Below are 22,110 nucleotides of genomic sequence, written 5' to 3' on the forward strand. Positions count from 1 at the left end.
GAGACCTGCAAATATTGTAACTTTAAACATGACGTATATGGAATCCGCTCCTCACCAGATAAACACCATTTCGGAATTGCACCGGCTGCTGGGCCTGCCCAAACCATTACACCCTATGGTGAGCCTGGTCCGTAACTGCGATGTGCATATCCTCCGGGAGGAATTTCCGCAATCGCTTTTCCTGAACTTTTATAAGATCTCCTATATGGAAGACCTCCATGGAAAAGTAAAGTACGGGCAAAGCTATTATGATTTTGATGAGGGAGGAATGGTATTTGTGGCTCCGGGGCAACTGCTCACCGCGCCAACGGATGCTGATGAATATGAAGGGTTCAACCTGTTCATACATCCTGATTTCCTCCAGGGACACCCCCTGGCTGGTACTATAAAAAAGTACCATTTTTTTACTTATGCCACTAACGAAGCGCTACACCTGTCAGATAAAGAGAAGAAGACAGTGCTGTCTGTTTTTGGGATCATTGAAGACGAACTAAATGAACGGATTGACGATACGACGCAGGATGTGATTTTGGCGCAGACAGACCTGTTGCTTCAATACGCCAACCGGTTTTACAAGCGGCAGTTCGTCACCCGTAAAACCATCCACCATGATCTGCTGACAGCACTCGAAAAATTACTGGACGATTATTTCAACAACGAAACAGCACTGATGCAGGGGCTGCCCACAGTACAATACCTGGCGGGACAACTGCATGTCTCTTCCCACTATTTAAGTGACATGCTCCGGTCACTCACAGGACAAAGCGCGCAACAGCATATTCACCGTAAAGTAGTGGACAAAGCTAAAGAGATGTTATCCACCAGTAAGTTGTCGGTTGCGGAGATAGCCTACAATATTGGGTTTGGGCACCCACAATCTTTTAATAAATTCTTTAAAAGCAAAACCAGGCTATCTCCGCTGGAATACAGGCAAACGTTTAATTGACACTCATCACTGCTTCAATAACACCGCTGGCATACACTTTCGTCCGCGCTACTGTAAACTGCTTTTCAAATGCTATGCCTTAAAACAGCGGTCTGCCTTTGCCTAATGCTACGGGCATGATAATAGTAATCAATCGCCTCTTTCAGTTCTGCACAGGGCTTCTGTACCGTTGCATTTGTCACCAGTGTTTTATTTTTTTGATGTAGGCGGTCAGCTCATTGGCCATCAGCTGATGTTGGGCCAGATCGGGATGGCCGCCACAACCGCTTTGATATTTTCTGCTATAAAAATATTTGCTCACCTTTTTGTCCTGCATGGCGGCTACCACAGCGGTGATGTACTGCTGCAATGTCGGTGAAAAAGCCGGATCTGCCATAGGGCTGTCAATACATACGATACTGGCCGCCGGGTAGTAGGTCCTCAGCCGCTTCAGGAAAGTCACATAAGCCTGGCAGAAGCGTGCAGAGTCCTGTGGACCGTCATTTTCGCCCAGGGTGACAGCCACCACATCGGGTTGGTAGTTAGCGAAGTCCCATGGAATAGAGTCACGGTACATATTGACTTTATCAAATACCTTCGGCATCGTGTGCGGCATACCGCAGCAGCTTTGTACCAGCCCGATACCGGAAACGGAGCTGAGCTGCCATTGAGCATTCAGCTGGCGGGCCGTCAGCGGACCATAACTTTTCCAGGCGTTATGCTGATCATACCACTGTCCCTGGCCGCAGGGCACGGAAGACTGATCGCTGCCAGACCCGCAGGTGATGGAGTTGCCGATGAATTCAATTTTTCGTACAGGCGATACCGGTAGTGGCAGCAGTTCCCGGCAGCGCAGGCCGGCAAATTCCATGTAACCGATACCGGCCTCCGTATTTTTGCAGATAACGATGGTATGCGGACCTTCGCCCAGTCCCTGGTGCAGGCGGATGGTATCGCTTTTGCCCAGCAGCTGCTGGCGGACAGGCGCTTTATTGTCAATGATAATCGACACGTAGTTATGGTTGGTGCCGTATAACATTTCATCATTCAGCACAATCTCACAGTGTGGGCCTTTGAAGCGGGCCGTTACATATACGCCGGGAGCCCAGAAGCGGGGCGTGGCAGGCGTAGAGAAATCGATACGTCCCACATATTGGAAATAGCCGTTGTCAGCAGGGTAGAAGGTATCAGCGTGGCTCGTTTGCCACAGCAGGCAGCTCAGGAACAGGACAAGGATTTTATACACGGCCATTAAGTTTAGGGGATACTTTATATTTGCGGTTATACGGTAAATTTAGCATTACCGGCCGAATTTTCAAACATGGGTGATATTACAACAACAAAAAAGCCGCCCTACTGGCGCCTGCTGCTACTGTCCTTTAAAGATGCCTATCAGTCTTTACAGGCCAATGATCCGTTGCGGCTGGCGGGGGCCACTGCTTTTTTCACCACGTTTGCGCTGCCGGCCATCCTGGTGATACTGATACAGTTGCTGCGGCTTATTTTCCGGATGGAGCATCCGGGCCGCCGGTTGTCACAGCAGCTGGAGGCGCTGTTCGGCATTGAAACGGCCGAAGCTATCGTGCAAACATTGCGGGCTTTCAGGAGCATCGCACAAAACTGGCTGATCGGCATCGCGGGGTTTCTTTTCCTGCTGTTTGTGGCCACCACCCTGTTTAAGATCATCAAAGGTTCTATTAACGAACTGTGGAAGATAAAAGCTGTTCACCGCGCGAATTTCGGGCAGATTATGCTGTCACGCCTGAGAGGGGTGCTGGTGATTTTTTTTGCGGGACTGCTGTTCCTCATAGATGTGATCGCGGAAGCGGCCCAGGCGTTCCTGGGAAAATACATCAGCATTTATCTGCCCGCATTGGCCTCTTATTATAACAGCACCCTCAACTACGTATTGTCGGTACTGATCGTCACCATCTGGTTTTATCTCGTTTTTTATTTTATCCCCGACGGGAGGCCACGCCTGAAACCCGGTCTGGTAGGCGCGTTGGTGACCGGTATTCTCTTCAGTATCGGGAAAATCGTATTAAAAGTACTGCTCACTTACAGCAGTATTAATACCTTGTATGGCGCATCCGCGTCTACCGTGCTACTGCTGCTGTTTATGTTTTATTCGTCCATTATCTTCTACTTCGGGGCTGCTTTTACAGACGCCTGGTCCACCCATATCGGCATGCCTATCCGTACTGCGCAACATGCAGCGCACTATGAACTGAAAACAGCGGAAGACAGACCATCTCTTTAACCCGGACAAAAAATTACCATAAACAGATAAATAAGTATTACAGAAAAATGTATTTTGTGGGAATAGTTTTGACTGATAATAACAGCCAACTTTTATACCCACGTTATGGACAACCAAATTACCCTCCGGGAAAAAATCGGATATGGTTTTGGCGATATGGCTTCTTCTATGTTCTGGAAGCTGTTTGGCATGTACCTGTTATTTTTTTATACCGATGTGATGGGGATCACGGCCGCTGCTGCGGGTACCATGTTCCTGATCAGCCGTATCTGGGACACGCTTTTTGATCCCGTGGTCGGTATCCTGGCCGACCGTACCAGTTCCCGCTGGGGCAAGTTCCGTCCTTACCTTCTGTACATGGCAATACCCTTTGGCATTATAGGAGTGCTCACCTTCACCACACCGGCATATGGCCCTTCCGGGAAACTTATCTACGCTTATATCACCTATTCCGCCATGATGATGATCTATTCACTGATCAATGTGCCTTATGCGTCATTGCTGGGCGTGATGACACCGGATGGGCGGGAACGAAATAAGCTGGCTTCTTTCCGCATGGCGTTTGCGTTCGGCGGCAGCTTGCTGGTGGTAGCGCTGATAGAACCGCTGGTGAACATCTTCAGCGAAAAAGATACCCCGCAGCGCGGCTGGCAGCTGGGAGTAGCAGTGATTGCGCTGATCTGCGTACAGTTGTTCCTGTTATGTTTTGCATGGGTAAAAGAACGGGTGCAGCCTGCCTTTGTGCAATCGGCGTCGCTCAAAGATGATCTCCGCGACCTCTGGCAAAACCGGCCCTGGTGGATATTGCTCGGCGCCGGCGTAGCGGCGCTCATTTTCAACTCTATCCGCGATGGCGCCACCTTGTATTACTTTAAGTATTTCATTCAGCAGGACGCTGCTTTCCAGGTGGGCAATACCAAAGTGACCTGGTCCACGCTATATCTGTTGATAGGCCAGGGTGCCAATATACTAGGTGTCGTACTGGCGTCACCGGTAGGTAACCGTATCGGGAAAAAGAACACCTATCTCCTGGCGATGGTGATCGCTTCTGCAGGCAGTATCGGGTTTTACTGGCTGCAAAAGGAGCAGCTGGTGCTTATCTATGTATTGCAGTTGATCATCAGTGTATGCGCAGGCATCATTTTCCCATTGTTATGGTCGATGTACGCCGATATCGCTGACTATTCCGAATGGCGCAATGGCCGCAGGGCCACAGGCCTTATCTTTTCCTCTTCTTCGATGTCGCAGAAGTTTGGCTGGACGCTCGGTGGAGCGCTCACCGGCTGGCTGCTGGGCAGCTTCGGCTTTCAGGCCAACAGTGTGCAGCAACATGCCACCCAGCAGGGTATCGTACTGATGTTAAGCTGGCTGCCGGCTGCCGGTTCATTACTCTCTATTCTTTTTATCATTTTATATCCTTTGTCGGAAGACCGTACCGCCCTTATCAGCAAAGATCTGGCTGTCCGCAAACAACAACTCAACTGATGATACAGCAAGCATTAAAACAGGAATTACAAACCGAACTACACCGTATTCTGCACTATTGGACGAGGTTTCTGCCCGACGAACAGCATGGCGGATTTTATGGAAAGGTAGACAACCAAAACAACGTTGAGGTACAGGCTCCTAAAGGGGCCGTGCTGAACGCCCGTATCCTGTGGGCTTTCTCCGCAGCGTATAACCTTACCCGTGATCTATCCCTGTTGGAGATGGCGCACCGCGCGGAAAAATGGTTCAGTGCGCACCTGCTGGATGCTGAGCATGGCGGCGTATTCTGGACCGTTGATCACGAAGGCCGTCCGCTGGAAACAAAAAAACAAACATATGCCATCGCCTTTGCAATCTATGCCTACAGCGAATACTTCCGGGCCACGAAACAACAGGCGGTGCTGACAGTCGCCATCCGCCTGTATAATCATCTGCAGCGGTTTAGCTACGATCCGCAATACGGCGGTTACCTCGAAGCTTTCACGCGTGACTGGAAACCTTTGTCAGACCAGCGCCTCAGCGAAAAAGACGCCAACGAAAAAAAGACGACGAACACTCACCTGCACGTGTTGGAGGCTTACGCCAACCTATATACGGTATGGCCGGAAAGCACGCTGCGAAAGAACATCCAGGACATACTGCGGCTGTTCCTGGACCGCATCATCGACCGTAAAAGCGGGCATCTGCATTTATTTTTTAACGAACAATGGAAAGTAAAAGGACAACTGGTGTCTTATGGTCACGACATAGAAGCCAGCTGGTTACTGCTGGAAGCTGCACATACCATCAATGATCCGGAACTGGTGACGGCCTTTAAAGCCCTGGCGCTGAAAATGACCCTGGCAACGGAAGAAGGACTTGCCCGTGATGGCGGGTTATGGTATGAATATGAACCGTCCACGCAACACACGGTCACAGAGAAACACTGGTGGCCACAGGCGGAAGCTATCGTAGGATTTGTAAATGCCTGGCAGCTGCAGCCTTCCGGCCGCTTCCTGCAAAGGGCCTATGACTGCTGGAAGTTCACTGAAAAACACCTGCTGGACAAAACGAACGGCGAATGGTACTGGGGCATCAGGGAAGATGGTGCTGTTATGGAAGAAGATAAGGCAGGATTATGGAAATGCCCGTACCATAATGCACGGGCGTGTATGGAGATAATGAAGCGTTTATAATAAGGTCTGTTATATAGGGAATCATTGACGTTTATTACGCAACCCCTTGCCTCCGAAAACCGAAACCCAGGGCTCACGCCCTGGATTTCGGGATGATGGAATGTGGGTCATCAATTCCGAATTCCATCATCCGGGATATCAATATTTAAGCACGCTCCGGGTAGTTTGAAACACCCCGTCGCTCACCTGAACGAAATACATGCCTCCCGGCAAAGCGGTGAGATTAAAGTTCGCCTCGAGCGTAGTGGCGTCGGCGGGCAGCACAGTGGCTGCTACCTGGTGACCTCTGGCGTCGAGCACGATCAGGCGGTATGATTTATTCTTTTTGTCTGTCAGTTTCACTTTGAAAGTCCCGGTAGTGGGATTAGGATATACGTTGACCGGCACCTCCTTCGCGGTGGCGGCCATCAGGCTGGTTTGTTGTTCAAACAGCTCCCATTCCGCCAGCTGCGTACCTGTGTCACCGTTATTGGAGTTGATGTTCAGGCGGTAATAGCGGTAGGCGGTGGTGTTGGTACAGGTGTAGGCTTTTGTCAGTCCGCGTGTGGCGAAGGTTTCGTTGGAACGGCTGTCGATGGTGGTCCAGGTGATGGTGTCATTGGAGCCTTGCAGCGTCCAGTTTTTAGGATCGCGGGCTGGTACGTCGTTGGCGGAAGTCAGCGTGTATTTGGTGACTTTGGCCGGTGCGGTGGATTTGTACTGTACCCATAGGGCTGTTCTGCCGCTGCGGAAGTATTTGGTGGCGATGTCGTTATCTATCAGGCTGGGGATATCTTCCGACGGTTTGGTGGTGTTGGGATATTGGCCGGTGATGACACCGCCGTTGTCGGTGATGTCTACCAGCTGTGTAACCGGCGGGGTGGAATTGGCGTTGTAGCCTACCATGGAAGGCTGAAGGATAACGGCTGTCACGGGGGCGGTAGACACCTGGTCGGCGCCGGCATCCAGAGGGGAGGTGCGTGGTTGGCCGTCCATATCAAATTTCACGTCCGGGTAAGCGGTGGTGGCTGCGCCGATAGCAGGGCTGCCGGGCTGCAGGTGGAAGGTGCCGGTAGTGTCGCGTGCCACGAGCGGGTTGGCAGTTACGTAACCACCGCTGGGGATGGCGCCGGCACTGGTGTTGTAGATGATATTGCCTTTCCAGGTGGGATTGGTATATGGCCCGGCGATAGTGGCGGCCGTGCTGCCTCCCTGGATGATGTTGTAGGCCACGTTGGTATAGGTGGCGCCCAGACCGTTGGTTCGGCCTGACTGGGTGATGTTGCTGGTATTATTGACCAGTGTGTTAAAGGCTATCAGTACGCGGTCGGGGCGGTCGTGGCAGGTGAGCGGTGAGCCGTCGGCCACTTCACCGTCGCCGTTGCCGATGTTGATCGCGGGATTGCAGGTCTCAAAATGATTGCTGTAGATGACGTGGTCGTCACCGAAGATGCGGATGCCTGGGGTATTGACGAAGTAGTTGCCATACACCTTGCATTTGTTGCCATGCCTTAAGGTGAACTGGGCGGCGCAGTTGCGGATGGTATTGTACCGTATTGTTACTGCTGATGATTTCACAGAGATCATTTCATTTTCGCCGGCGCATTGTTCAAAGAGGTTGTATTCCACGATGCTGTTGCTGGAAGACATGCTGTAGCCGCTCAGCCCAAACTGGAATGTTTCGGCGCCGTTGCCTGTCTGTGGCTGCTGGTCGAGGAAATAGTTGTGGTGTATCCACAGGCTTTCGGCGATCTGGCTGCCGGAGCCGCGGATAGCCAGGAAGCGGCCCATCGCGTTTTTATGCTGGAAGGTGTTGTAGTCCACTTCGTGATTGTTACCGGCGATGGTCAGGTTTTCCCCATCGCCCGGTGTTTCGAAGATGTTGCGGGTGAAGCGGCAGAAGGACGTGCCGCTGCCTGTTTTGGCTTTGCTGGCGCTGTGGGTGAATTTGAACCCCTGGACGATGATGTACTGGGCGGGACTGGCGATGTTGAAGCCGCCGGTACCGGCGATGGTCACACCTGCCACTGATTGCGCTTTGATGGTGATGGGCTGGGCGGCCGTTCCCTGTTTGGTGATGGAGATATCAGCCGAAGCGGTGTAGGTGCCGTTGGCCACGATGATCACATCTCCGGGATTGGCGTTGTTGATGGCGGTCTGCAATGCAGACAGGGACGTTACCGTTGTTTGGGCGGTGGCCTGTACGACTGTCAGCCAGCACAGTACAAGCAGAGGGAGTAGCTTTTTTCTCATGTGGAATGTTTAAAGTATGGTTGCAGGGAGTAAATGGGTTGTGTAAAGCCGGTCTAAAGGTCTCTCAGGATAACTAACGGTCTTCATTTATGCAATCGTTTGCATTGCAAGAAAAGAAAAAAACTCTGAATAAAAAAAACTGTTTTTTAAGTGATTACTGCTGAAGTATTTAGGTACATTTAGGTGAAGTTATACAGCATGGAAACGATTGACTACAAACTGGAAGCGGCCAAAAAGGCGATGACGTATGTGCGTGAGGGGTATACCATAGGATTGGGTGCCGGCAGCACCATCGCCCACCTGGTAAAGGAACTGGCGGCGGTACCCGCACTATTGAAAAGCATCTCCGTGGCGACGGCCTCTTTCAACACCCGGCTGTTGTTGCAGGAACACGGTTTTACTGTCAGGGACGTGGCTTCTTTGGCACAACTGGACATCCACTTCGATGGCTGCGATCAGTTCGACCGTAGCCTCAACGCCCTGAAAAGCGGCGGCGGCGTACATACCCTCGAAAAGCTGCTGGCTGCCATGGCGCAACGGTTTATACTGATAGGCGACGGCGCCAAATACGTGGAAAAGCTGCTGCCTACCGTGCCGGTAGTAATAGAACTCATCCCGGACGCACTATCTTTTGTGCAACAGGCATTGCTGCGCCTTTACCCCGATGCACGCCCGCAATTGCGGCTTAGCAACAAAAAAGACGGCGCGGTCATTACAGAACGCGGCAATCTGCTGATAGACATCTGGTTCACGACATTTCCCCCGGTTGCAGAAATTAATCCACAGTTAAAAGCCATACCCGGAATACTGGAAACCTCCCTCTTTTATCACATGGCCCATGAAGCCATCATCGCCGGTAAAAACGGGTTGACGATTGTATTTCCGGAAAGATAGATCAGTCTGTCTTATCTTTGTGTAATGAAGCAGAAAAGCAGTGATCCCCGCCAGCGGTTGCTTGATACCGCCACCGATCTTTTTTACCGGCAAGGTTACCACGCTACCGGCATCAACCAGGTGCTGCAGGAAGCAGGCGTGGCCCGCGCCAGCCTGTACCTGCATTTTGCTTCTAAAGAAGCGCTGCTGGAAGCGTTCCTGGAATACCGCCACAACTACTGGTTCGATGCACTGAAGGCCTTTACGGAAAAGCCATCCAAACCCCGTGAGAAAATCCTCGCGGCATTCGACTTCCTGCTGGACATCAATGAAAAAGAAAATTACCGGGGATGCGCCTTCCTGAACATTCTCTCCGAAATAACAGAACAGGACGGGGAAGCCCTCCGTATCATCCGCGATCATAAAAAAGACCTGCGCGCCTATTTTGCGGGTATCCTCAACAAAGAAAAACAGCTGGTGCAGGACCATGTGTACCTGCTGTTTGAATCGGCCATGGTGGAAAGTCAGCTGTATGCCAATCAATGGCCGGTACAGGAGGCCAGAAGGATGGTGGCCGAACTGCTTTAATTGCCGGCCGCGGCCTGTTTCAGTTTTTGTTCTACCAACAATGCATGCAACACTTCTGTGGAAAGCCCATGCAGCGTAAGCCGGAAAGCTGCGCCATACGTGGGCAACGGAATCATGGGATGTTTGTTGTTCAACGCTACCAGCCGCTCCGGGCAGTCCATGATGGTGGCGGCATACAACCCGATCACTTCATCCAGCTGCAACGAATTGGAAGCCCTCCAAAAATCGCTGTCGGTCAGAAAAAACTGGTACACCGGTGTGAATATCTCAATAGCGGTAGATAAATCAATGCAATTGCTCCACTTGTCGCGGAAAGGCTCAAAAGGCAGCGGTCCGGTGCTGATAGCGCTGAAATCCGGCTGTTCCACTTTCGTGATGGCTTTGCCTTTTGCTTTGAGCGCATTGTTCAGGTTGATGATAAAGTTGTAGAGATTGAGATCGTGGTTTAAAAAAAGATCATCTTTCACGGCATTGACAGACACCGGTTTCAACGGGTTCATCGGGATGTCGTCAATATCTTTCACATTGTCTTTGATAAAACGCAATACCTCCGACCCCAGGTAAAAATGGCGCAGGATAAGGAAATTGGCCTCCGGCGTGATGCAGTATTTCATGCCCCTGTACAGCCAGCGGTGCAGCCGCTGCGGCGCGTTGATCACATTGGGCGCAATGGCCTTAAAGATCTGCAACAGAATAATACCCAAACGGGCAAACACTTTTACAAAAGGATACAGGAACTGTTTGGTCCTGCGACTGGCATCATACAGAAATGCTGCCTTGGCGTCAGGATTGAACGGGATACTGTTGTCGAGAAACAACGCATGCCAATGGCTCGGATCTCTCGGGTTGTTCTCCAGTTTCTCAAAATAAGTACTGTCTTTCATACAGAGATGACGGGTTCGGTTCAGTAATTTCCAATTTGTTCCAGTTGCAGGCGGTACAAACGACCGACCACCTTCGCTGTTTTTACAATTCTTTCTGCAAGCGCGGTGGTCAGGAGGCCCGACTGAATAGCGTTTTCAAACCGTTCGAAATGATTTTCATTGGAGTCGCTGGTTTCATGATAGGTGAAAAAAGAAACCTGGTCGTCATGCAGCTGCAACTGTTGCTGAATGGCGCGGCCCCAATTGCCGGACACCCGGTTGCCAAGACCTTCAATGATGAACATGCCGCCCAACAGGTCAAACGGGTCCGGTTGGCTTGCCCGCTGGAACATGTAGGCGCTCAACGCTTCACTGCCGATGTTTTTCTCACCTTTTTGCAATTCCTCCAGGGTGCCGCCGCACTGAATATAGTTCTTTTCCAGTATCTGGTAATCCCGGTGTTCGTCGCGGGAGTGGGAGATAAAAGAGGAGCGGATATCGAAGTGTTCGATGCTCACGTTGGAGGCTGCACGTGCAATCCACTGGGAACCGTCTATCACTTGCTGGCGAAGATTAAACAGCAGTGCTTTGTACTCTTCCAACGTGAGCGTGCCGGAAAATATTTTCTTCACGACAGGTACCTGTCGAAGGGAACTTTCAAAGTCAATCCACACGGTGGTGAGTTGGCGTATCAGCCATTCGAGGGTGGGATTGTCCTGTTGTATCCTGATCTCGGGAGCTTTGATTTCGGTGAGGAGTGAAGCGGGATCAAATGTTTGTGTGGCCGTAGGCGGAACAACTGTCAGCATCATGAAGCCGGTGATAAAGCGGCCGCTTTCCGGCACCATGCACAGTATTTTATCGCCGGCCTTCAATGGTTTGGTGCGCAACAGTTCTTCCAGCAATACGAAGATAGAGGCCGTGCCCACGTTGCCAACACTATATAGGTTGCTGAACCATTTCTCTTCGGGAATGCTCACGCCGCCCTTTGCCAGCAGTTGTATAATTTTTTCTTTGAAGTGATGGGAAGAATAGTGGCATACGAACCAGTCGAAGCCCGCGGCGTCGAATCTCCCGTCGTCGATCAGTTCAAAGAAACGTTGTACGCCCAGTTTCACCATGTTGTCCACGAGGCGAAGGTCCTGTTTCAGGTTGAGCGCACCATCGCGGTCCGCCTCGGAGAAACTGTCATAGTCCATCCACGACAGTGGCTGGTGGCCGTTGTTGCCTTTGTTCCTGCCTGCATACATGCACACTTCGTACAGGTGTGCATAGGAGCGGAGATCTATCCAGTCTATTTGTAAACTGATGTGTTGCGCGGCGGGTTTGTTTTGTAACAGCAGTGCGCCTGCGCCGTCAGACAGCATCCAGCGGAGGAAATCTGTTTCAAGCTCCAGTCCTTGTCCGTCCAGGATACGCTGCTGGTGTTCAAACCGTTTGCCTTTGAACAGCCTGCTGGCCAGTTCTCCTGCACAGGCCACGGCTGTTTGTGCCGCGCCGGTCTGAATATTCGTATAGGCGTTTTTGATAGCCATCAGGCCGGCGGCGCAAACGCTCTGGTGGCTGGCAATTTCGCAGGCCGGATTGCCCAGATCGGCATGTACCATACTGGCAAATCCCGGTACTGGTAGGTCTGATTGCGTAGTGGCGGCCGATATAAAGTGAATGTCTTCTTTACCGGTCCCGTTACGGCCCAGGCAATCTTCAATGGCCTTTGCAGTCATGCCGCTAACGGTGTGGGTTGTACGCTGTTGCTGGTCCAGCGCGTAGTACCTGGACTGGATGCCGTTCTGTGACAGCATTTTTGTTTTGCTGCGGGAGGGCTTGCCGCCAATCGTTCCCAGGTATTCTTCTATTTTATCATTGTGGACAGGCTCGCCGGGAAGATATTTACCGGCGGCGGTGATGTAGACGTTTTCTAATTGCATATTTGGCGTATTATCAAAACGGTGGATGAAAAAATGTGTGGCTCAGGTCTGTCAAATCCAAATTTAAATTAGTCGAATTTTTAGATATAGCAAGCTGAAGAGGAGATAAAGAGTTGTTAAAACTGTCTGCGGGTTATAACAGAGCAATCGCTATAATGGTTGACCGTGGCTATATTCAGTCCATGCAACGGTCGCTTCCCCAGGTATACACGTAGTTGTCTCTACTGGTTTTTTTTGATTTTTGTATGATGATTTCTCTTTGATATTTTTAAAGACGATTTCTCCAATTTTTCATGGTTGCTTTTTAGGGATTAAAAATCATCTTTCCAATGATTTAATAATACCCTAAAGTCTATTGCCATTGATTCATTAGTTTTTCTTTAACGCCCTGAAATCCGTTTCCGTCGATTCAATAATTACTCCCTGATTATCTATTGCCCATTTTTCTATCCTCCCCAAAAAATTTCCTTTGTCAATTCACAATAAATCCTATCTTTACTAAAAATAGACAGATCGGTCTGTCTGTAATTTTAAATCAAAAAACAAAAACCATGGAACAGAGACCTCCCTTTCCTCCCTTTACACACGAAACAGCCCTGCAGAAAGTACAGATGGCTGAAGATGCCTGGAACAGCCGTAATCCGGAGAAAGTGTCCAAAGCATACACTATTGACACGGAATGGCGCAACCGTGACCAGTTTATCAACGGCCGGGAAGAAGTGGTCGCTTTTTTGACCAAAAAGTGGGAAAAAGAGCTGGACTATCGCCTGAAGAAAGAACTGTGGAGTTTTACCGACAATAAAATAGCGGTGAAATTTGAATACGAATGGCATGATAAAGCAGGCAACTGGTTCCGTTCCTATGGCAACGAGTTATGGGAATTCGACGCCTACGGCCTCATGCAGCGCCGGTTTGCGGCTATCAATGATGTGCCCGTACATAGCAGCGAAAGAAAGTTCCGGGATGACGGAGGTCCGTTTATACTGGCTTGTTAAAACCTGGCAGGCTCATGCTTTATTGCAGGAACGGGAATTGTGGTAATTACTTCCAAAAGCCATATTATGGAAAACATTACCAACATCGAAGAGCTGGCAGACAGGGCATGGTTCCAGGTAGCGCCGGGCGTATGGGGTATCCGCGATCTTTTTGTGAACATGTACCTGGTACAGAATGCCCGTACCCGCTCATGGGTATTGGTAGACGCGGGACTTCGTACATCGGCTTATAAAATCAAAAGGGCCGCCCGGCAATTGTTTGCGCCGCACTTTGTACCTTCTGCGATTGTGCTTACGCATGGCCACTTTGACCACGTAGGCGCATTGCCCTCACTGCTGCGGGAATGGGAAGTGCCGGTATATGCACATTACCTGGAAGCGCCTTACCTCACCGGCCGGTCGGCCTATCCGCCGCCAGACCCTTGCGCCGGCGGCGGCATAATGACCATGATGTCCTGGACTTTTCCTACAGACCCGATTGACCTCAACGGTCACCTGCTGTTATTGCCGGAAGATAAAACCATTCCCGGTCTGGATGGCTGGCGTTACATCGAAACACCGGGTCATACGCCCGGTCATATAAGTCTTTTCCGGGAAGAGGATAAACTGCTGCTCGCCGGCGACGCTTTCGTCACCACCCGCGCAGAAGCCCTCAGCAGCACCATGATGCAGACAAAACATGTTTCCGGTCCGCCGAAATATTTCACCTCCGACTGGGTATCCGCTGAAACCAGCGTGAAGAAACTAGCGGAACTGCAGCCGGAAATAGCCGCCACCGGCCATGGCCGCCCGCTGTATGGCGCCGCTATGCAACAACGCCTGCAATGGATCGCCGATCACTTCAAGTCGGAGGCAAAGCCCCGCTGTGGAAGGTACGTGAAAGAATCCGCCGTCGCAGGGGTTAACGGCGTGGAATATGTGCCGGCGGCCCGCGTTCCCAAGTGGCTCATACTGGCCGGCGTGATCACACTGGTGGCTACCGGAGCCCTGTTGTACAACCGGCGAAAGTCATAAACTCTGCTGCATATGTGCGCTCAGAAAACTTCCGGTAAACAAATAATGCCCAAACCCGGCAATACTACGCCCATGCTGGCTACCCTCGCAGCCACCGCTACGGACGAACCCGGATGGCTATACGAAATAAAATGGGATGGTTACCGCGCCCTGGCTTTTCTGGAGAAAGGCCAAGTGGAACTAAGATCGCGTAATAACAAGTCCTTCGATGAAAAATATTATCCCGTTCATCAGGCGTTGCAACAATGGAAAGTTAATGCGGTAGTAGATGGCGAAATTGTAGTGATCAACGAGGAAGGCTACACGATATTCAGCCAGCTACAGGACTGGCGCAGCGAGGCAGACGGCCAGCTGGTGTATTATCTCTTCGATATCCTCTGGCTCAATGGGAAAGACCTTACCTCCCTGCCGCTTATGCAACGGAAAAAACTATTGCAGCAACTGATGCCGGTCAACAACAACATCCTTCGCTTCAGCGAAGGGTTCGTAACAGATGGTACCGATTTCTTCGAACAGGCCAAAAAACTCAAACTGGAAGGCATCATGGCTAAAAAGACGGACAGTCATTATCACCCCGGCGTCCGTACCCGTGAATGGCTCAAAATAAAAACCAGCAACCGCCAGGAGGTGGTCATCGGTGGCTATACGAAAAATGAAGGCTCCTCCAAACCGTTCAGCTCCTTACTGGTAGGGGTATACGAAAACGGTAAACTGCAATATACCGGAAAGATCGGTACCGGTTTTTCCCTTGTCCAACAGCAGGAGATGATGAAGCAGTTTACATCGCTGGAAACAAAAAAATCCCCGTTCGCCGTTATCCCCGATGTGAACAAACCCTCCCGCTTTAGGCCCAATCCGCCACAGGCTGCCGCCGTATGGCTGAAGCCAAAGCTCATCTGTGAGGTGAGTTTCCGCGAAATGACCAGCGATGGAGTGATGCGCCATCCCTCTTTCGAAGGCATGCGGGAAGATAAAACCCCCACACAGGTAACAACCGAGAAACCGGTTAAAATAAAAACGACTAACGCCAAAGCACAAACGAAAAATGCAGCTGCAAAAAGCACCACCCTTAAAAAGGCGCTGAAACCGGCAGCAGCCAAGGTCCGGCAGACACTGCTCAATCCCGGAGAAGAAACACAGGTTCGCACCATCAACGGCCATGCGCTCAAATTCACCAATCTTAGTAAAATTTACTGGCCAGGTGAAAAGATCACCAAACGGGATATGATCAACTACTACTATCAGATGGCGCCTTTTATAGTGCCCTATATCAAAGACCGGCCGCAGTCGCTCAACCGCTTCCCCAACGGCATCAACGGAGAGAGTTTCTATCAGAAAGATGTTTCCGGCAAAGCGCCCGACTGGGTACCTACTTTCCCTTATCACAGCAGTGACGAGCCCCGCGAAAAAGAATATCTCGTAGGCGAGAACGAGGCCACATTGTTGTACATGGCATCGTTGGGATGCATTGAAATCAACCCCTGGAGCAGCCGGCTACGTAAGCCGGAAAATCCTGACTGGTGCATCATTGACCTCGACCCTGACAAGACCACCTTTGACCAGGTGATAGAAGCGGCGCAGGTGACGCATGAAATCCTGGATGCCGCCGGTATTCCCGGTTACTGTAAAACTTCCGGTTCTACGGGGCTGCATATCTATATCCCGCTGGGCGCGAAGTATACCTATGAACAGTCCAAGGAGTTCGGCCGTATCATCGCGCGGCTGGTGCATGGCCGCCTGCCGGAAACGACCAGCATAGAACGCGCTACTAACCGGCGCAAGCGGAAAATGTACATCGATTTTTTACAGAACAGGCCACAGGCCACGGTAGCGGCGCCGTATTCGCTGAGGCCCAAACCCGGCGCCACAGTGTCTATGCCGCTGCATTGGGAAGAAGTGAAAAAAGGGCTGACCATGAAAGATTTTACTATCCATAACGCCGTAGCACGTGCACGGGAACAGGGCGATATCTTCAAACCTGTACTGGGTAAGGGTATCAACATGAAAGCGGCGCTGGCAGGACTGGAAAAACTATTCCGCGAATAACAGAAAGTAGTATCTTCCCGGTCACTGTTTCTAAAATAATTTGCATGAAGCCTGTTACCGTATGCTTTGGAGAAATACTCTGGGATGTGTTTCCCAACGGCGTCCGCAAGCCCGGCGGCGCCCCTTTCAATGTAGCCTATCACCTTTCCCGTCTCGGGATGGACAGCCATATTATCAGTCGCACCGGCGCCGATGAAGCCGGAGAAGCGCTGCGGAAAATCCTGCGGCAGTGGCAGGTGCCGGAAGACATGTTACAGCTGGACACGCAGCAGCCTACCGGCACCGTACAGGCCACGCAGGGCGCCAATCATGAAATGCATTACGATATCCTGAAACCAGTGGCGTGGGACTTTATTGCCTGGCAACCGGAGCAGGAGGCACTGGTACGCCGCTCCGGCGCTTTTGTGTTTGGCAGCCTCGCCATCCGCAGCGAAGTGTCCCGCCAAACTTTATGGAAACTGCTGGACGCAGCTCCCTACAAGGTGCTGGACATCAATATCCGTCCGCCTCACAGCGATATGAACACTATCCGTGAACTGCTGCGCCGCGTCGACCTGGTGAAGATGAACGAAGAAGAACTACAACTGGTGCTGCATGCAACAGGAGATACTTTTGACACGCCGGAAGAGGGCGCCCGTATCGTGATGCAACGTTACGGCGTACCGCAGCTGATCATCACCCGCGGTAGCAAAGGGGCCGTGTATGTGGACGGGCACGGGCAATTCGGGCGTCCGGCCAAGCAGGTGACGGTAAAAGACACCGTGGGCAGTGGCGATTCCTTCCTGGCCGCATTCCTGTCCCAAATATTGAAAGGACGCCCGGTACCGGCGGCGCTGGACCTGGCCGTGGAAGTGAGCGGGTTTGTTACCACCTGCGAAGGAGCCAACCCGGAATACGACGGTAGCAGATTTGATGTTTGATTTTCGTAACTTAGCGTTATGGCAAAAGCACAAACCATCACAGAATTCTATCACGAGAAAATTCACTGTATTCCTGATAATCTCCAGCAGGACATCGGGCATTTTAATGTTTTCCGGATGGAAGATTGTCAGCCTGCAAGTCCCAGCATGTCATACAACCGCCGGGATTTTTATAAGATAAGCCTGTTGCGGGGCAAGTTCATTTACCATTATGCCGACAGAAGCATACTGACAGAAGACGGAAACCTGCTGTTCTTTAATCCGCAGGTGCCCTATGCGTGGGAACAGTTGTCCAAGGAAAAGGCAAGCGGTTACTTCTGTATCTTCCGTGAATCTTTTCTGACAGAGATGGGCCGGCATACGCTGAGGGACCTGCCCATGTTCCACCCGCAGGGAAAGCCTTCTTACCGGCTTACTACGGAACTGGAAAAAGAAGTGGAGCGGCTGTTCATTAAAATGCTGAATGAAATCAACAGTGATTACCGGGGAAAATATGACCTGATCCGTAATTATCTCATGGAGATGTTGCACCTGGTCATGAAAATGGAGCCTTCGGAGAAGCTTTACCAGCACCGTAATGCCAACGAACGAATTACTGCCGTGTTCATAGAACTGCTGGAACGGCAGTTTCCTATTGAAACGCCGGGACAGCTGTTCCGGCTGCGTTCTGCCAGCGACTTCGCCGCGGAACTGTCAGTGCATGTCAACCACCTCAACCGGGCCGTAAAAGAAACTACGGGTAAAACCACCACCACCCATATTGCGGAAAGAATCGTGACGGAGGCAAAAGCATTGCTCCGCCATACTGACCTGAACGTGTCTGAAATCAGCTACAGTCTTGGGTTTGAAGAGCCGTCCCACTTCAACAACTTCTTCCGCAAACATACCCGCATGACGCCGACCGGATTTCGGATTGTTTGATTTTTGCAATCATTCGTTTGTCTGGCGTAACAACCGGCATCTCCGCCGCCACTAATTTTGTTGTCATAAAAAGTTAAACATCTTATGAGCAACAAAAAAGTATGGTTTGTGACCGGAGCCTCCAAAGGATTGGGTCGCGACCTCGTAAAAAAACTGTTGGCCGGCGGTTACCGTGTGGCAGCCACTTCCCGCAATCTCGATGAGCTGAGCAAAATAGCTACAGACGATAATTTCCTGCCCCTCTCCATGCAGGTGACTGACGAAGCCAGCGTAGCGAAAGCCCTGGCAGATACCGTCGTGCGCTTTGGACGTGTAGACGTGGTGGTGAATAACGCCGGCTACGGGCTGGCTGGCAGCATCGAAGAACTGTCTGACAGCGAAGCACGCGGTAATTTTGATATCAACGTTTTCGGTACACTCAATGTCATCCGTAAAGTGTTGCCTTATTTCCGCGCGCAAAAATCCGGGCATATCTTCAACGTGTCTTCCATTGCCGGCTTCATCGGAAGTTTCCCTGGCTTTGGTATTTACTGCGCTACCAAATTCGCAGTGGATGGTCTTTCCGAGTCTCTTGCCACGGAAGTAAAACCATTCGGCATACATGTGACCATTGTTTCTCCCGGGTATTTCCGGACTGACTTCCTCGCTGGTAGTTCGCTCGGCGTACCTACAACGCCTATTGCAGACTACACGCAGGTAAGGGAGCAACTCGCCCGTCACCAGAATGAAATCAACCACAATCAGCCTGGTGATCCGGAAAAAGCCGCAGCAGCCTTTATCGAGGTGAGCGAAGTGGAGAATCCGCCGGTACATCTCTTCCTGGGTGAAGATGCGTATAACCTGGTGTATACTAAAATCAATGCAATTAAAGAAGACGTGGAAGCGTGGAAAGCGACAACCGTAGGCACCGCTTATTAATTCATATGGTAGCCCCGGGTCCACGGGCCGAAGCCCCGGGGCTGCCATATTATTGTATCTCAAAAGTGGCTGTCAGGGAGAGTTTGCCGGCTTTCCCCTTCGTCACAAGGTCCTGTATCTGTTTATCGGTCAGTTTTTTCCCTTTTACCTCAAACGGAATTTTAAAGCCGCATACTTTGAAGTTGGCGCAGCCGTAGGCGCTGTTGCCTTTTATCAGCTGGTGTTCCTTGCATTTGGGACAGTTGAGCACCGCCAGGTCTACCGGTTTTTTCTCTCTTGGCTTACGTTCTTTTTTCGGTTTCTCTTCTTTGTCTGCTGATGGCGGCGGCGCATCCGGTGCGATGGTAATGGTTTTATAGCTCGCCGTTTTCACTTCTTTGGTAAGATCGGTCACCATGGAGATCAGTTCATCTTTGAACGTGTCCATGGCATATTCCCCCTTCTCGATCAGGCGCAGTTTGCGTTCCCACTGGCCGGTCAGTTCGGCGCTTTTGAGCAGCTCCGTCTGGATGGTGTCAATCAGGTCGATACCGGTTTGTGTAGCGAAAATGTTCTTTTTTCTTTTGTCGATATATTTGCGGCGGAACAGCGTTTCGATGATATTGGCGCGGGTGGAAGGACGGCCGATACCGTTGTCTTTCAGCAGTTCGCGCATTTCTTCATCATCCACCTGTTTACCGGCCGTTTCCATTGCGCGGAGCAGGCTGGCTTCCGTAAAGGCTTTGGGCGGGGATGTTTTGCCCTGATGGATGCGGGGCGTATGCGGACCGCTTTCTCCTACCACAAAGTCCGGAATAAATTTCTCTTCTTCCTCGCCTTCTTTTTTGATGCTGGTATCGTTGGCGTACACTTCTTTCCAGCCTGGCTCAATGATTTGTTTACCAGTGACTTTAAACGGTACCTGGCCTACTTTTCCCAGTACGGTGGTGTTGGATATTTTACACTCCGGATAGAACGCAGCAATGAAGCGGCGTGCGATCAGGTCGTAAATCCTTTTTTCTTCCGGTGGCAGTCCGCCGCCGGGATGCACGCCTGTGGGGATGATGGCATGGTGGTCCGTTACTTTTTTATCGTCAAAAACGGTTTTCAGTTTAGGGATGGGATTGGCCAGCACCGGGGCAGTGAGCGCCGCGTAGGGCGTCATGTCCTGCAGGATGCCGGCTACTTTGGGATGCAGGTCTTCCGAGAGGTAGGTGGTATCTACGCGCGGGTAGGTGACCAGTTTTTTCTCGTAGAGGTTCTGCACGTATTTGAGGGTGTCGTCTGCGGAGTATGCATATTTTTTGTTGGCGGCCACCTGCAGTGAGGTGAGGTCAAACAGGCGGGGATTACCTTCTTTGCCGTCTTTTTTCTCGAAGGATGTCACTTCAAACGGATGTTCCTGTAAGTAGGCCAACCCTTTCTGCGCTTTTTCCACACTGCCGAGGCGGTCGATGGCGGCGGTAAATTCCGTGTCGCGGTACACCGTTTTCAGTTCCCAATAATCTTCCGACACGAAGGCATTGATCTCTTTCTGCCGGGCAACGATCATGGCCAGGGTAGGGGTTTGTACCCGCCCTATGGACAGTACCGTTTTACCCACGGCAAATTTTTTGGTAAAGAGACGGGTAGCGTTCATGCCCAGCAGCCAGTCGCCGATAGCGCGGGCGCTGCCGGCGGCATAGAGATTGTCGTACTGACCGGCATCCCTGAGCTGCTGAAAGCCATTACGTATAGCCTCTTCCGTGAGAGAGGAAATCCAGAGTCTTTTGACGGGAGCAGTGCATTTCGCTTTGAGCAGCACCCATCGTTGTATCAGTTCACCTTCCTGGCCGGCATCACCGCAGTTGATCACTTCATCACATTGTTGTACCAACTGCTCGATAACTTTAAACTGCTTTTGTACGCCGTTATTTTCTATCAGTTTGATACCAAAACTGGGAGGTATCATGGGTAGGTCTTCCAGCCGCCAGAATTTCCATTGTTCGTAATAATCATGTGGTTCTTTCAGTGTACAAAAATGGCCGAAAGTCCAGGTCACCTGGTAGCCATTGCCTTCGTAGTAGCCGTCTTTACGTTGCTTCGCACCGATTACTTCTGCTATGTCCCTGGCCACACTTGGTTTTTCTGCAATGCAAACTTTCATAAAAAGTTGAAATAGGGTAACAAATATCGGACAATTTACTGTTTTTGCCGGATTTTAATAGGCTGGCGGGATACATTAATCGCGGGTTATTATGAGAAGATTAACAATTATTACAAGGGGTAAATGTTCTTATTAACAATCTTGGGACAACCTTTCCCCCTGAAATGCCGTAAATTGTTAGTGCTAAATCCTTAAACCCTGGATTTTATGATAGCGTTTAATCAGGCACTGATCGTCCTTGCGAGAGACAAGGAAGTTACCATTGCTCACACCCGTCTCAAAGACTCTGTCGGAGACTTTAAAACCCGTGAAATACTCCACCAGCTGCTGAACCATACGCAGGAAACAGCCTCTTATATCAATATGGACAAGTATGTAGTGCTGGAAGAAATGGCTGATTACGGCTTGTGGGAGGAATATATTATTTTCCCTAAACTGGGCAACGATGCTGGTGAATCGATGTCTCTGGCTTTTAACCTGGTATTTGCCACTGGTTACCAGGAAGTGGTAATGGTGGGCATGGATTGCCCGCACCTGTCTCCTGAATTGCTGGAAGAGGCTTTTGCCGCATTGAAACATAACCAGGTGGTCATCGGCCCCGCGCAACATGGCGGCTTTTATCTGCTGGGCATGCAACGTTTTTATCCCGAACTTTTCGATTTTGTGGATGCCGGCTCTGCCCATTGGCTTCGCCGCCTGCTGACAGCCATCAATAAACTACAATTGCGGTTTACTTTTCTGCCTACGCTCAACGTGGTACAGGAACTGGCAGATGTGCCGGAAGACTGGCTATGATTGTGACGACCATGATTTTTACTGATTCGCCTGATGTGGGGAGA

The 22,110-nt window shown here is 50.9% G+C and carries 18 protein-coding genes; 13 read left to right on the forward strand and 5 right to left on the reverse strand.

Annotated elements, in window-relative coordinates:
- The first annotated feature begins 37 nt into the window (after nucleotides 1–37).
- The gene (locus ACTJJS_RS07180) at nucleotides 38–946 is read left to right on the forward strand and encodes a helix-turn-helix domain-containing protein (protein WP_440663047.1); all 909 of its coding nucleotides are present in this window, start codon (nucleotides 38–40) and stop codon (nucleotides 944–946) included.
- 178 nt (nucleotides 947–1,124) lie between these two features.
- Here the strand turns inward: ACTJJS_RS07180 and ACTJJS_RS07185 are convergent, their stop codons facing one another.
- On the reverse strand, nucleotides 1,125–2,171 hold the full coding sequence (locus ACTJJS_RS07185; RefSeq protein ID WP_440663048.1) for an SGNH/GDSL hydrolase family protein: 1,047 nt from the start codon (nucleotides 2,169–2,171) through the stop codon (nucleotides 1,125–1,127).
- A 75-nt stretch (nucleotides 2,172–2,246) separates the two neighbouring features.
- Here ACTJJS_RS07185 and ACTJJS_RS07190 point away from each other — a divergent pair, with 75 nt between their 5' ends.
- The 3 genes from ACTJJS_RS07190 to ACTJJS_RS07200 all read left to right on the forward strand — a co-directional run bounded on the left by ACTJJS_RS07190 (nucleotide 2,247) and on the right by ACTJJS_RS07200 (nucleotide 5,848).
- A complete protein-coding gene (locus tag ACTJJS_RS07190) occupies nucleotides 2,247–3,185 on the forward strand; it encodes a YihY/virulence factor BrkB family protein (RefSeq protein WP_168872256.1) in 939 nt (312 codons plus the stop codon).
- 105 nt (nucleotides 3,186–3,290) lie between these two features.
- Entirely contained in the window at nucleotides 3,291–4,670 is a 1,380-nt protein-coding gene (locus tag ACTJJS_RS07195; RefSeq protein WP_440663049.1) for an MFS transporter, read from the forward strand.
- On the forward strand, nucleotides 4,670–5,848 hold the full coding sequence (locus tag ACTJJS_RS07200) for an AGE family epimerase/isomerase (protein ID WP_440663050.1): 1,179 nt from the start codon (nucleotides 4,670–4,672) through the stop codon (nucleotides 5,846–5,848). Before ACTJJS_RS07195 ends, ACTJJS_RS07200 begins: the two co-directional genes overlap by 1 nt.
- Before the next feature lie 138 nt (nucleotides 5,849–5,986).
- Here the strand turns inward: ACTJJS_RS07200 and ACTJJS_RS07205 are convergent, their stop codons facing one another.
- Entirely contained in the window at nucleotides 5,987–8,080 is a 2,094-nt protein-coding gene (locus tag ACTJJS_RS07205; protein WP_440663051.1) for a chondroitinase-B domain-containing protein, read from the reverse strand.
- A gap of 198 nt (nucleotides 8,081–8,278) precedes the next feature.
- On the opposite strand from ACTJJS_RS07205, the gene rpiA reads away from it, so the two are divergent.
- Together rpiA and ACTJJS_RS07215 are read left to right on the forward strand one after the other, a co-directional pair.
- Nucleotides 8,279–8,974, forward strand: coding sequence for a ribose 5-phosphate isomerase A (gene rpiA / locus ACTJJS_RS07210; RefSeq protein WP_440663052.1), 696 nt, complete (start codon nucleotides 8,279–8,281; stop codon nucleotides 8,972–8,974).
- Nucleotides 8,975–8,998: 24 nt separating this feature from the next.
- Nucleotides 8,999–9,541 (forward strand): TetR/AcrR family transcriptional regulator, encoded by a 543-nt coding sequence (locus ACTJJS_RS07215; RefSeq protein WP_343743834.1) that lies wholly within the window; start codon nucleotides 8,999–9,001, stop codon nucleotides 9,539–9,541.
- Here ACTJJS_RS07215 and ACTJJS_RS07220 read toward each other — a convergent pair.
- Nucleotides 9,538–10,425: a DUF6999 family protein gene (locus ACTJJS_RS07220; RefSeq protein ID WP_168872262.1), complete on the reverse strand. Its 888-nt coding sequence runs from the start codon at nucleotides 10,423–10,425 to the stop codon at nucleotides 9,538–9,540. The two genes, ACTJJS_RS07215 and ACTJJS_RS07220, sit on opposite strands and share 4 nt — an antisense overlap.
- Nucleotides 10,426–10,445: 20 nt before the next feature.
- Nucleotides 10,446–12,332 (reverse strand): beta-ketoacyl-ACP synthase III, encoded by a 1,887-nt coding sequence (locus ACTJJS_RS07225; protein WP_440663053.1) that lies wholly within the window; start codon nucleotides 12,330–12,332, stop codon nucleotides 10,446–10,448.
- 551 nt (nucleotides 12,333–12,883) lie between these two features.
- Here ACTJJS_RS07225 and ACTJJS_RS07230 point away from each other — a divergent pair.
- The 6 genes from ACTJJS_RS07230 to ACTJJS_RS07255 all read left to right on the forward strand — a co-directional run bounded on the left by ACTJJS_RS07230 (nucleotide 12,884) and on the right by ACTJJS_RS07255 (nucleotide 19,146).
- Nucleotides 12,884–13,327, forward strand: a complete 444-nt coding sequence (locus ACTJJS_RS07230; protein ID WP_440663054.1) for a nuclear transport factor 2 family protein — start codon at nucleotides 12,884–12,886, stop codon at nucleotides 13,325–13,327.
- Between the two features lie 66 nt (nucleotides 13,328–13,393).
- A complete protein-coding gene (locus tag ACTJJS_RS07235) occupies nucleotides 13,394–14,341 on the forward strand; it encodes an MBL fold metallo-hydrolase (RefSeq protein ID WP_440663055.1) in 948 nt (315 codons plus the stop codon).
- A gap of 12 nt (nucleotides 14,342–14,353) precedes the next feature.
- Nucleotides 14,354–16,387: a DNA ligase D gene (ligD, locus tag ACTJJS_RS07240; RefSeq protein ID WP_440663056.1), complete on the forward strand. Its 2,034-nt coding sequence runs from the start codon at nucleotides 14,354–14,356 to the stop codon at nucleotides 16,385–16,387.
- Between the two features lie 44 nt (nucleotides 16,388–16,431).
- A complete protein-coding gene (locus tag ACTJJS_RS07245) occupies nucleotides 16,432–17,307 on the forward strand; it encodes a carbohydrate kinase family protein (RefSeq protein WP_440663057.1) in 876 nt (291 codons plus the stop codon).
- 18 nt (nucleotides 17,308–17,325) lie between these two features.
- Nucleotides 17,326–18,228, forward strand: a complete 903-nt coding sequence (locus ACTJJS_RS07250) for a helix-turn-helix domain-containing protein (protein WP_168872267.1) — start codon at nucleotides 17,326–17,328, stop codon at nucleotides 18,226–18,228.
- Nucleotides 18,229–18,312: 84 nt separating this feature from the next.
- Nucleotides 18,313–19,146, forward strand: coding sequence for an oxidoreductase (locus ACTJJS_RS07255; RefSeq protein ID WP_440663058.1), 834 nt, complete (start codon nucleotides 18,313–18,315; stop codon nucleotides 19,144–19,146).
- Between the two features lie 49 nt (nucleotides 19,147–19,195).
- Here ACTJJS_RS07255 and ACTJJS_RS07260 read toward each other — a convergent pair whose 3' ends face one another.
- The gene (locus tag ACTJJS_RS07260; RefSeq protein WP_440663059.1) at nucleotides 19,196–21,271 is read right to left on the reverse strand and encodes a DNA topoisomerase 3; all 2,076 of its coding nucleotides are present in this window, start codon (nucleotides 21,269–21,271) and stop codon (nucleotides 19,196–19,198) included.
- Nucleotides 21,272–21,478: 207 nt separating this feature from the next.
- On the opposite strand from ACTJJS_RS07260, the gene ACTJJS_RS07265 reads away from it, so the two are divergent.
- Nucleotides 21,479–22,066 carry a TIGR04282 family arsenosugar biosynthesis glycosyltransferase gene (locus ACTJJS_RS07265; protein WP_168872270.1) on the forward strand — a complete coding sequence of 196 codons (588 nt, stop codon included), beginning with the start codon at nucleotides 21,479–21,481 and terminating at the stop codon, nucleotides 22,064–22,066.
- Nucleotides 22,067–22,110 lie beyond the last annotated feature (44 nt).

The sequence above is a fragment of the Chitinophaga sp. 22308 genome, assembly GCF_052045305.1.
Classification (GTDB): domain Bacteria; phylum Bacteroidota; class Bacteroidia; order Chitinophagales; family Chitinophagaceae; genus Chitinophaga; species Chitinophaga varians_A.

What these genes read in the sequence shown, in the direction of transcription:
- ACTJJS_RS07180 (WP_440663047.1), top strand. Translation starts at nt 38, where the DNA reads ATGGAATCCGCTCCTCACCAGATAAACACCATTTCGGAATTGCACCGG.
- ACTJJS_RS07190 (WP_168872256.1), top strand. Translation starts at nt 2,247, where the DNA reads ATGGGTGATATTACAACAACAAAAAAGCCGCCCTACTGGCGCCTGCTG.
- ACTJJS_RS07195 (WP_440663049.1), top strand. Translation starts at nt 3,291, where the DNA reads ATGGACAACCAAATTACCCTCCGGGAAAAAATCGGATATGGTTTTGGC.
- ACTJJS_RS07200 (WP_440663050.1), top strand. Translation starts at nt 4,670, where the DNA reads ATGATACAGCAAGCATTAAAACAGGAATTACAAACCGAACTACACCGT.
- ACTJJS_RS07205 (WP_440663051.1), bottom strand. Translation starts at nt 8,080, where the DNA reads ATGAGAAAAAAGCTACTCCCTCTGCTTGTACTGTGCTGGCTGACAGTC.
- rpiA (WP_440663052.1), top strand. Translation starts at nt 8,279, where the DNA reads ATGGAAACGATTGACTACAAACTGGAAGCGGCCAAAAAGGCGATGACG.
- ACTJJS_RS07215 (WP_343743834.1), top strand. Translation starts at nt 8,999, where the DNA reads ATGAAGCAGAAAAGCAGTGATCCCCGCCAGCGGTTGCTTGATACCGCC.
- ACTJJS_RS07220 (WP_168872262.1), bottom strand. Translation starts at nt 10,425, where the DNA reads ATGAAAGACAGTACTTATTTTGAGAAACTGGAGAACAACCCGAGAGAT.
- ACTJJS_RS07225 (WP_440663053.1), bottom strand. Translation starts at nt 12,332, where the DNA reads ATGCAATTAGAAAACGTCTACATCACCGCCGCCGGTAAATATCTTCCC.
- ACTJJS_RS07230 (WP_440663054.1), top strand. Translation starts at nt 12,884, where the DNA reads ATGGAACAGAGACCTCCCTTTCCTCCCTTTACACACGAAACAGCCCTG.
- ACTJJS_RS07235 (WP_440663055.1), top strand. Translation starts at nt 13,394, where the DNA reads ATGGAAAACATTACCAACATCGAAGAGCTGGCAGACAGGGCATGGTTC.
- ligD (WP_440663056.1), top strand. Translation starts at nt 14,354, where the DNA reads ATGTGCGCTCAGAAAACTTCCGGTAAACAAATAATGCCCAAACCCGGC.
- ACTJJS_RS07245 (WP_440663057.1), top strand. Translation starts at nt 16,432, where the DNA reads ATGAAGCCTGTTACCGTATGCTTTGGAGAAATACTCTGGGATGTGTTT.
- ACTJJS_RS07250 (WP_168872267.1), top strand. Translation starts at nt 17,326, where the DNA reads ATGGCAAAAGCACAAACCATCACAGAATTCTATCACGAGAAAATTCAC.
- ACTJJS_RS07255 (WP_440663058.1), top strand. Translation starts at nt 18,313, where the DNA reads ATGAGCAACAAAAAAGTATGGTTTGTGACCGGAGCCTCCAAAGGATTG.
- ACTJJS_RS07260 (WP_440663059.1), bottom strand. Translation starts at nt 21,271, where the DNA reads ATGAAAGTTTGCATTGCAGAAAAACCAAGTGTGGCCAGGGACATAGCA.
- ACTJJS_RS07265 (WP_168872270.1), top strand. Translation starts at nt 21,479, where the DNA reads ATGATAGCGTTTAATCAGGCACTGATCGTCCTTGCGAGAGACAAGGAA.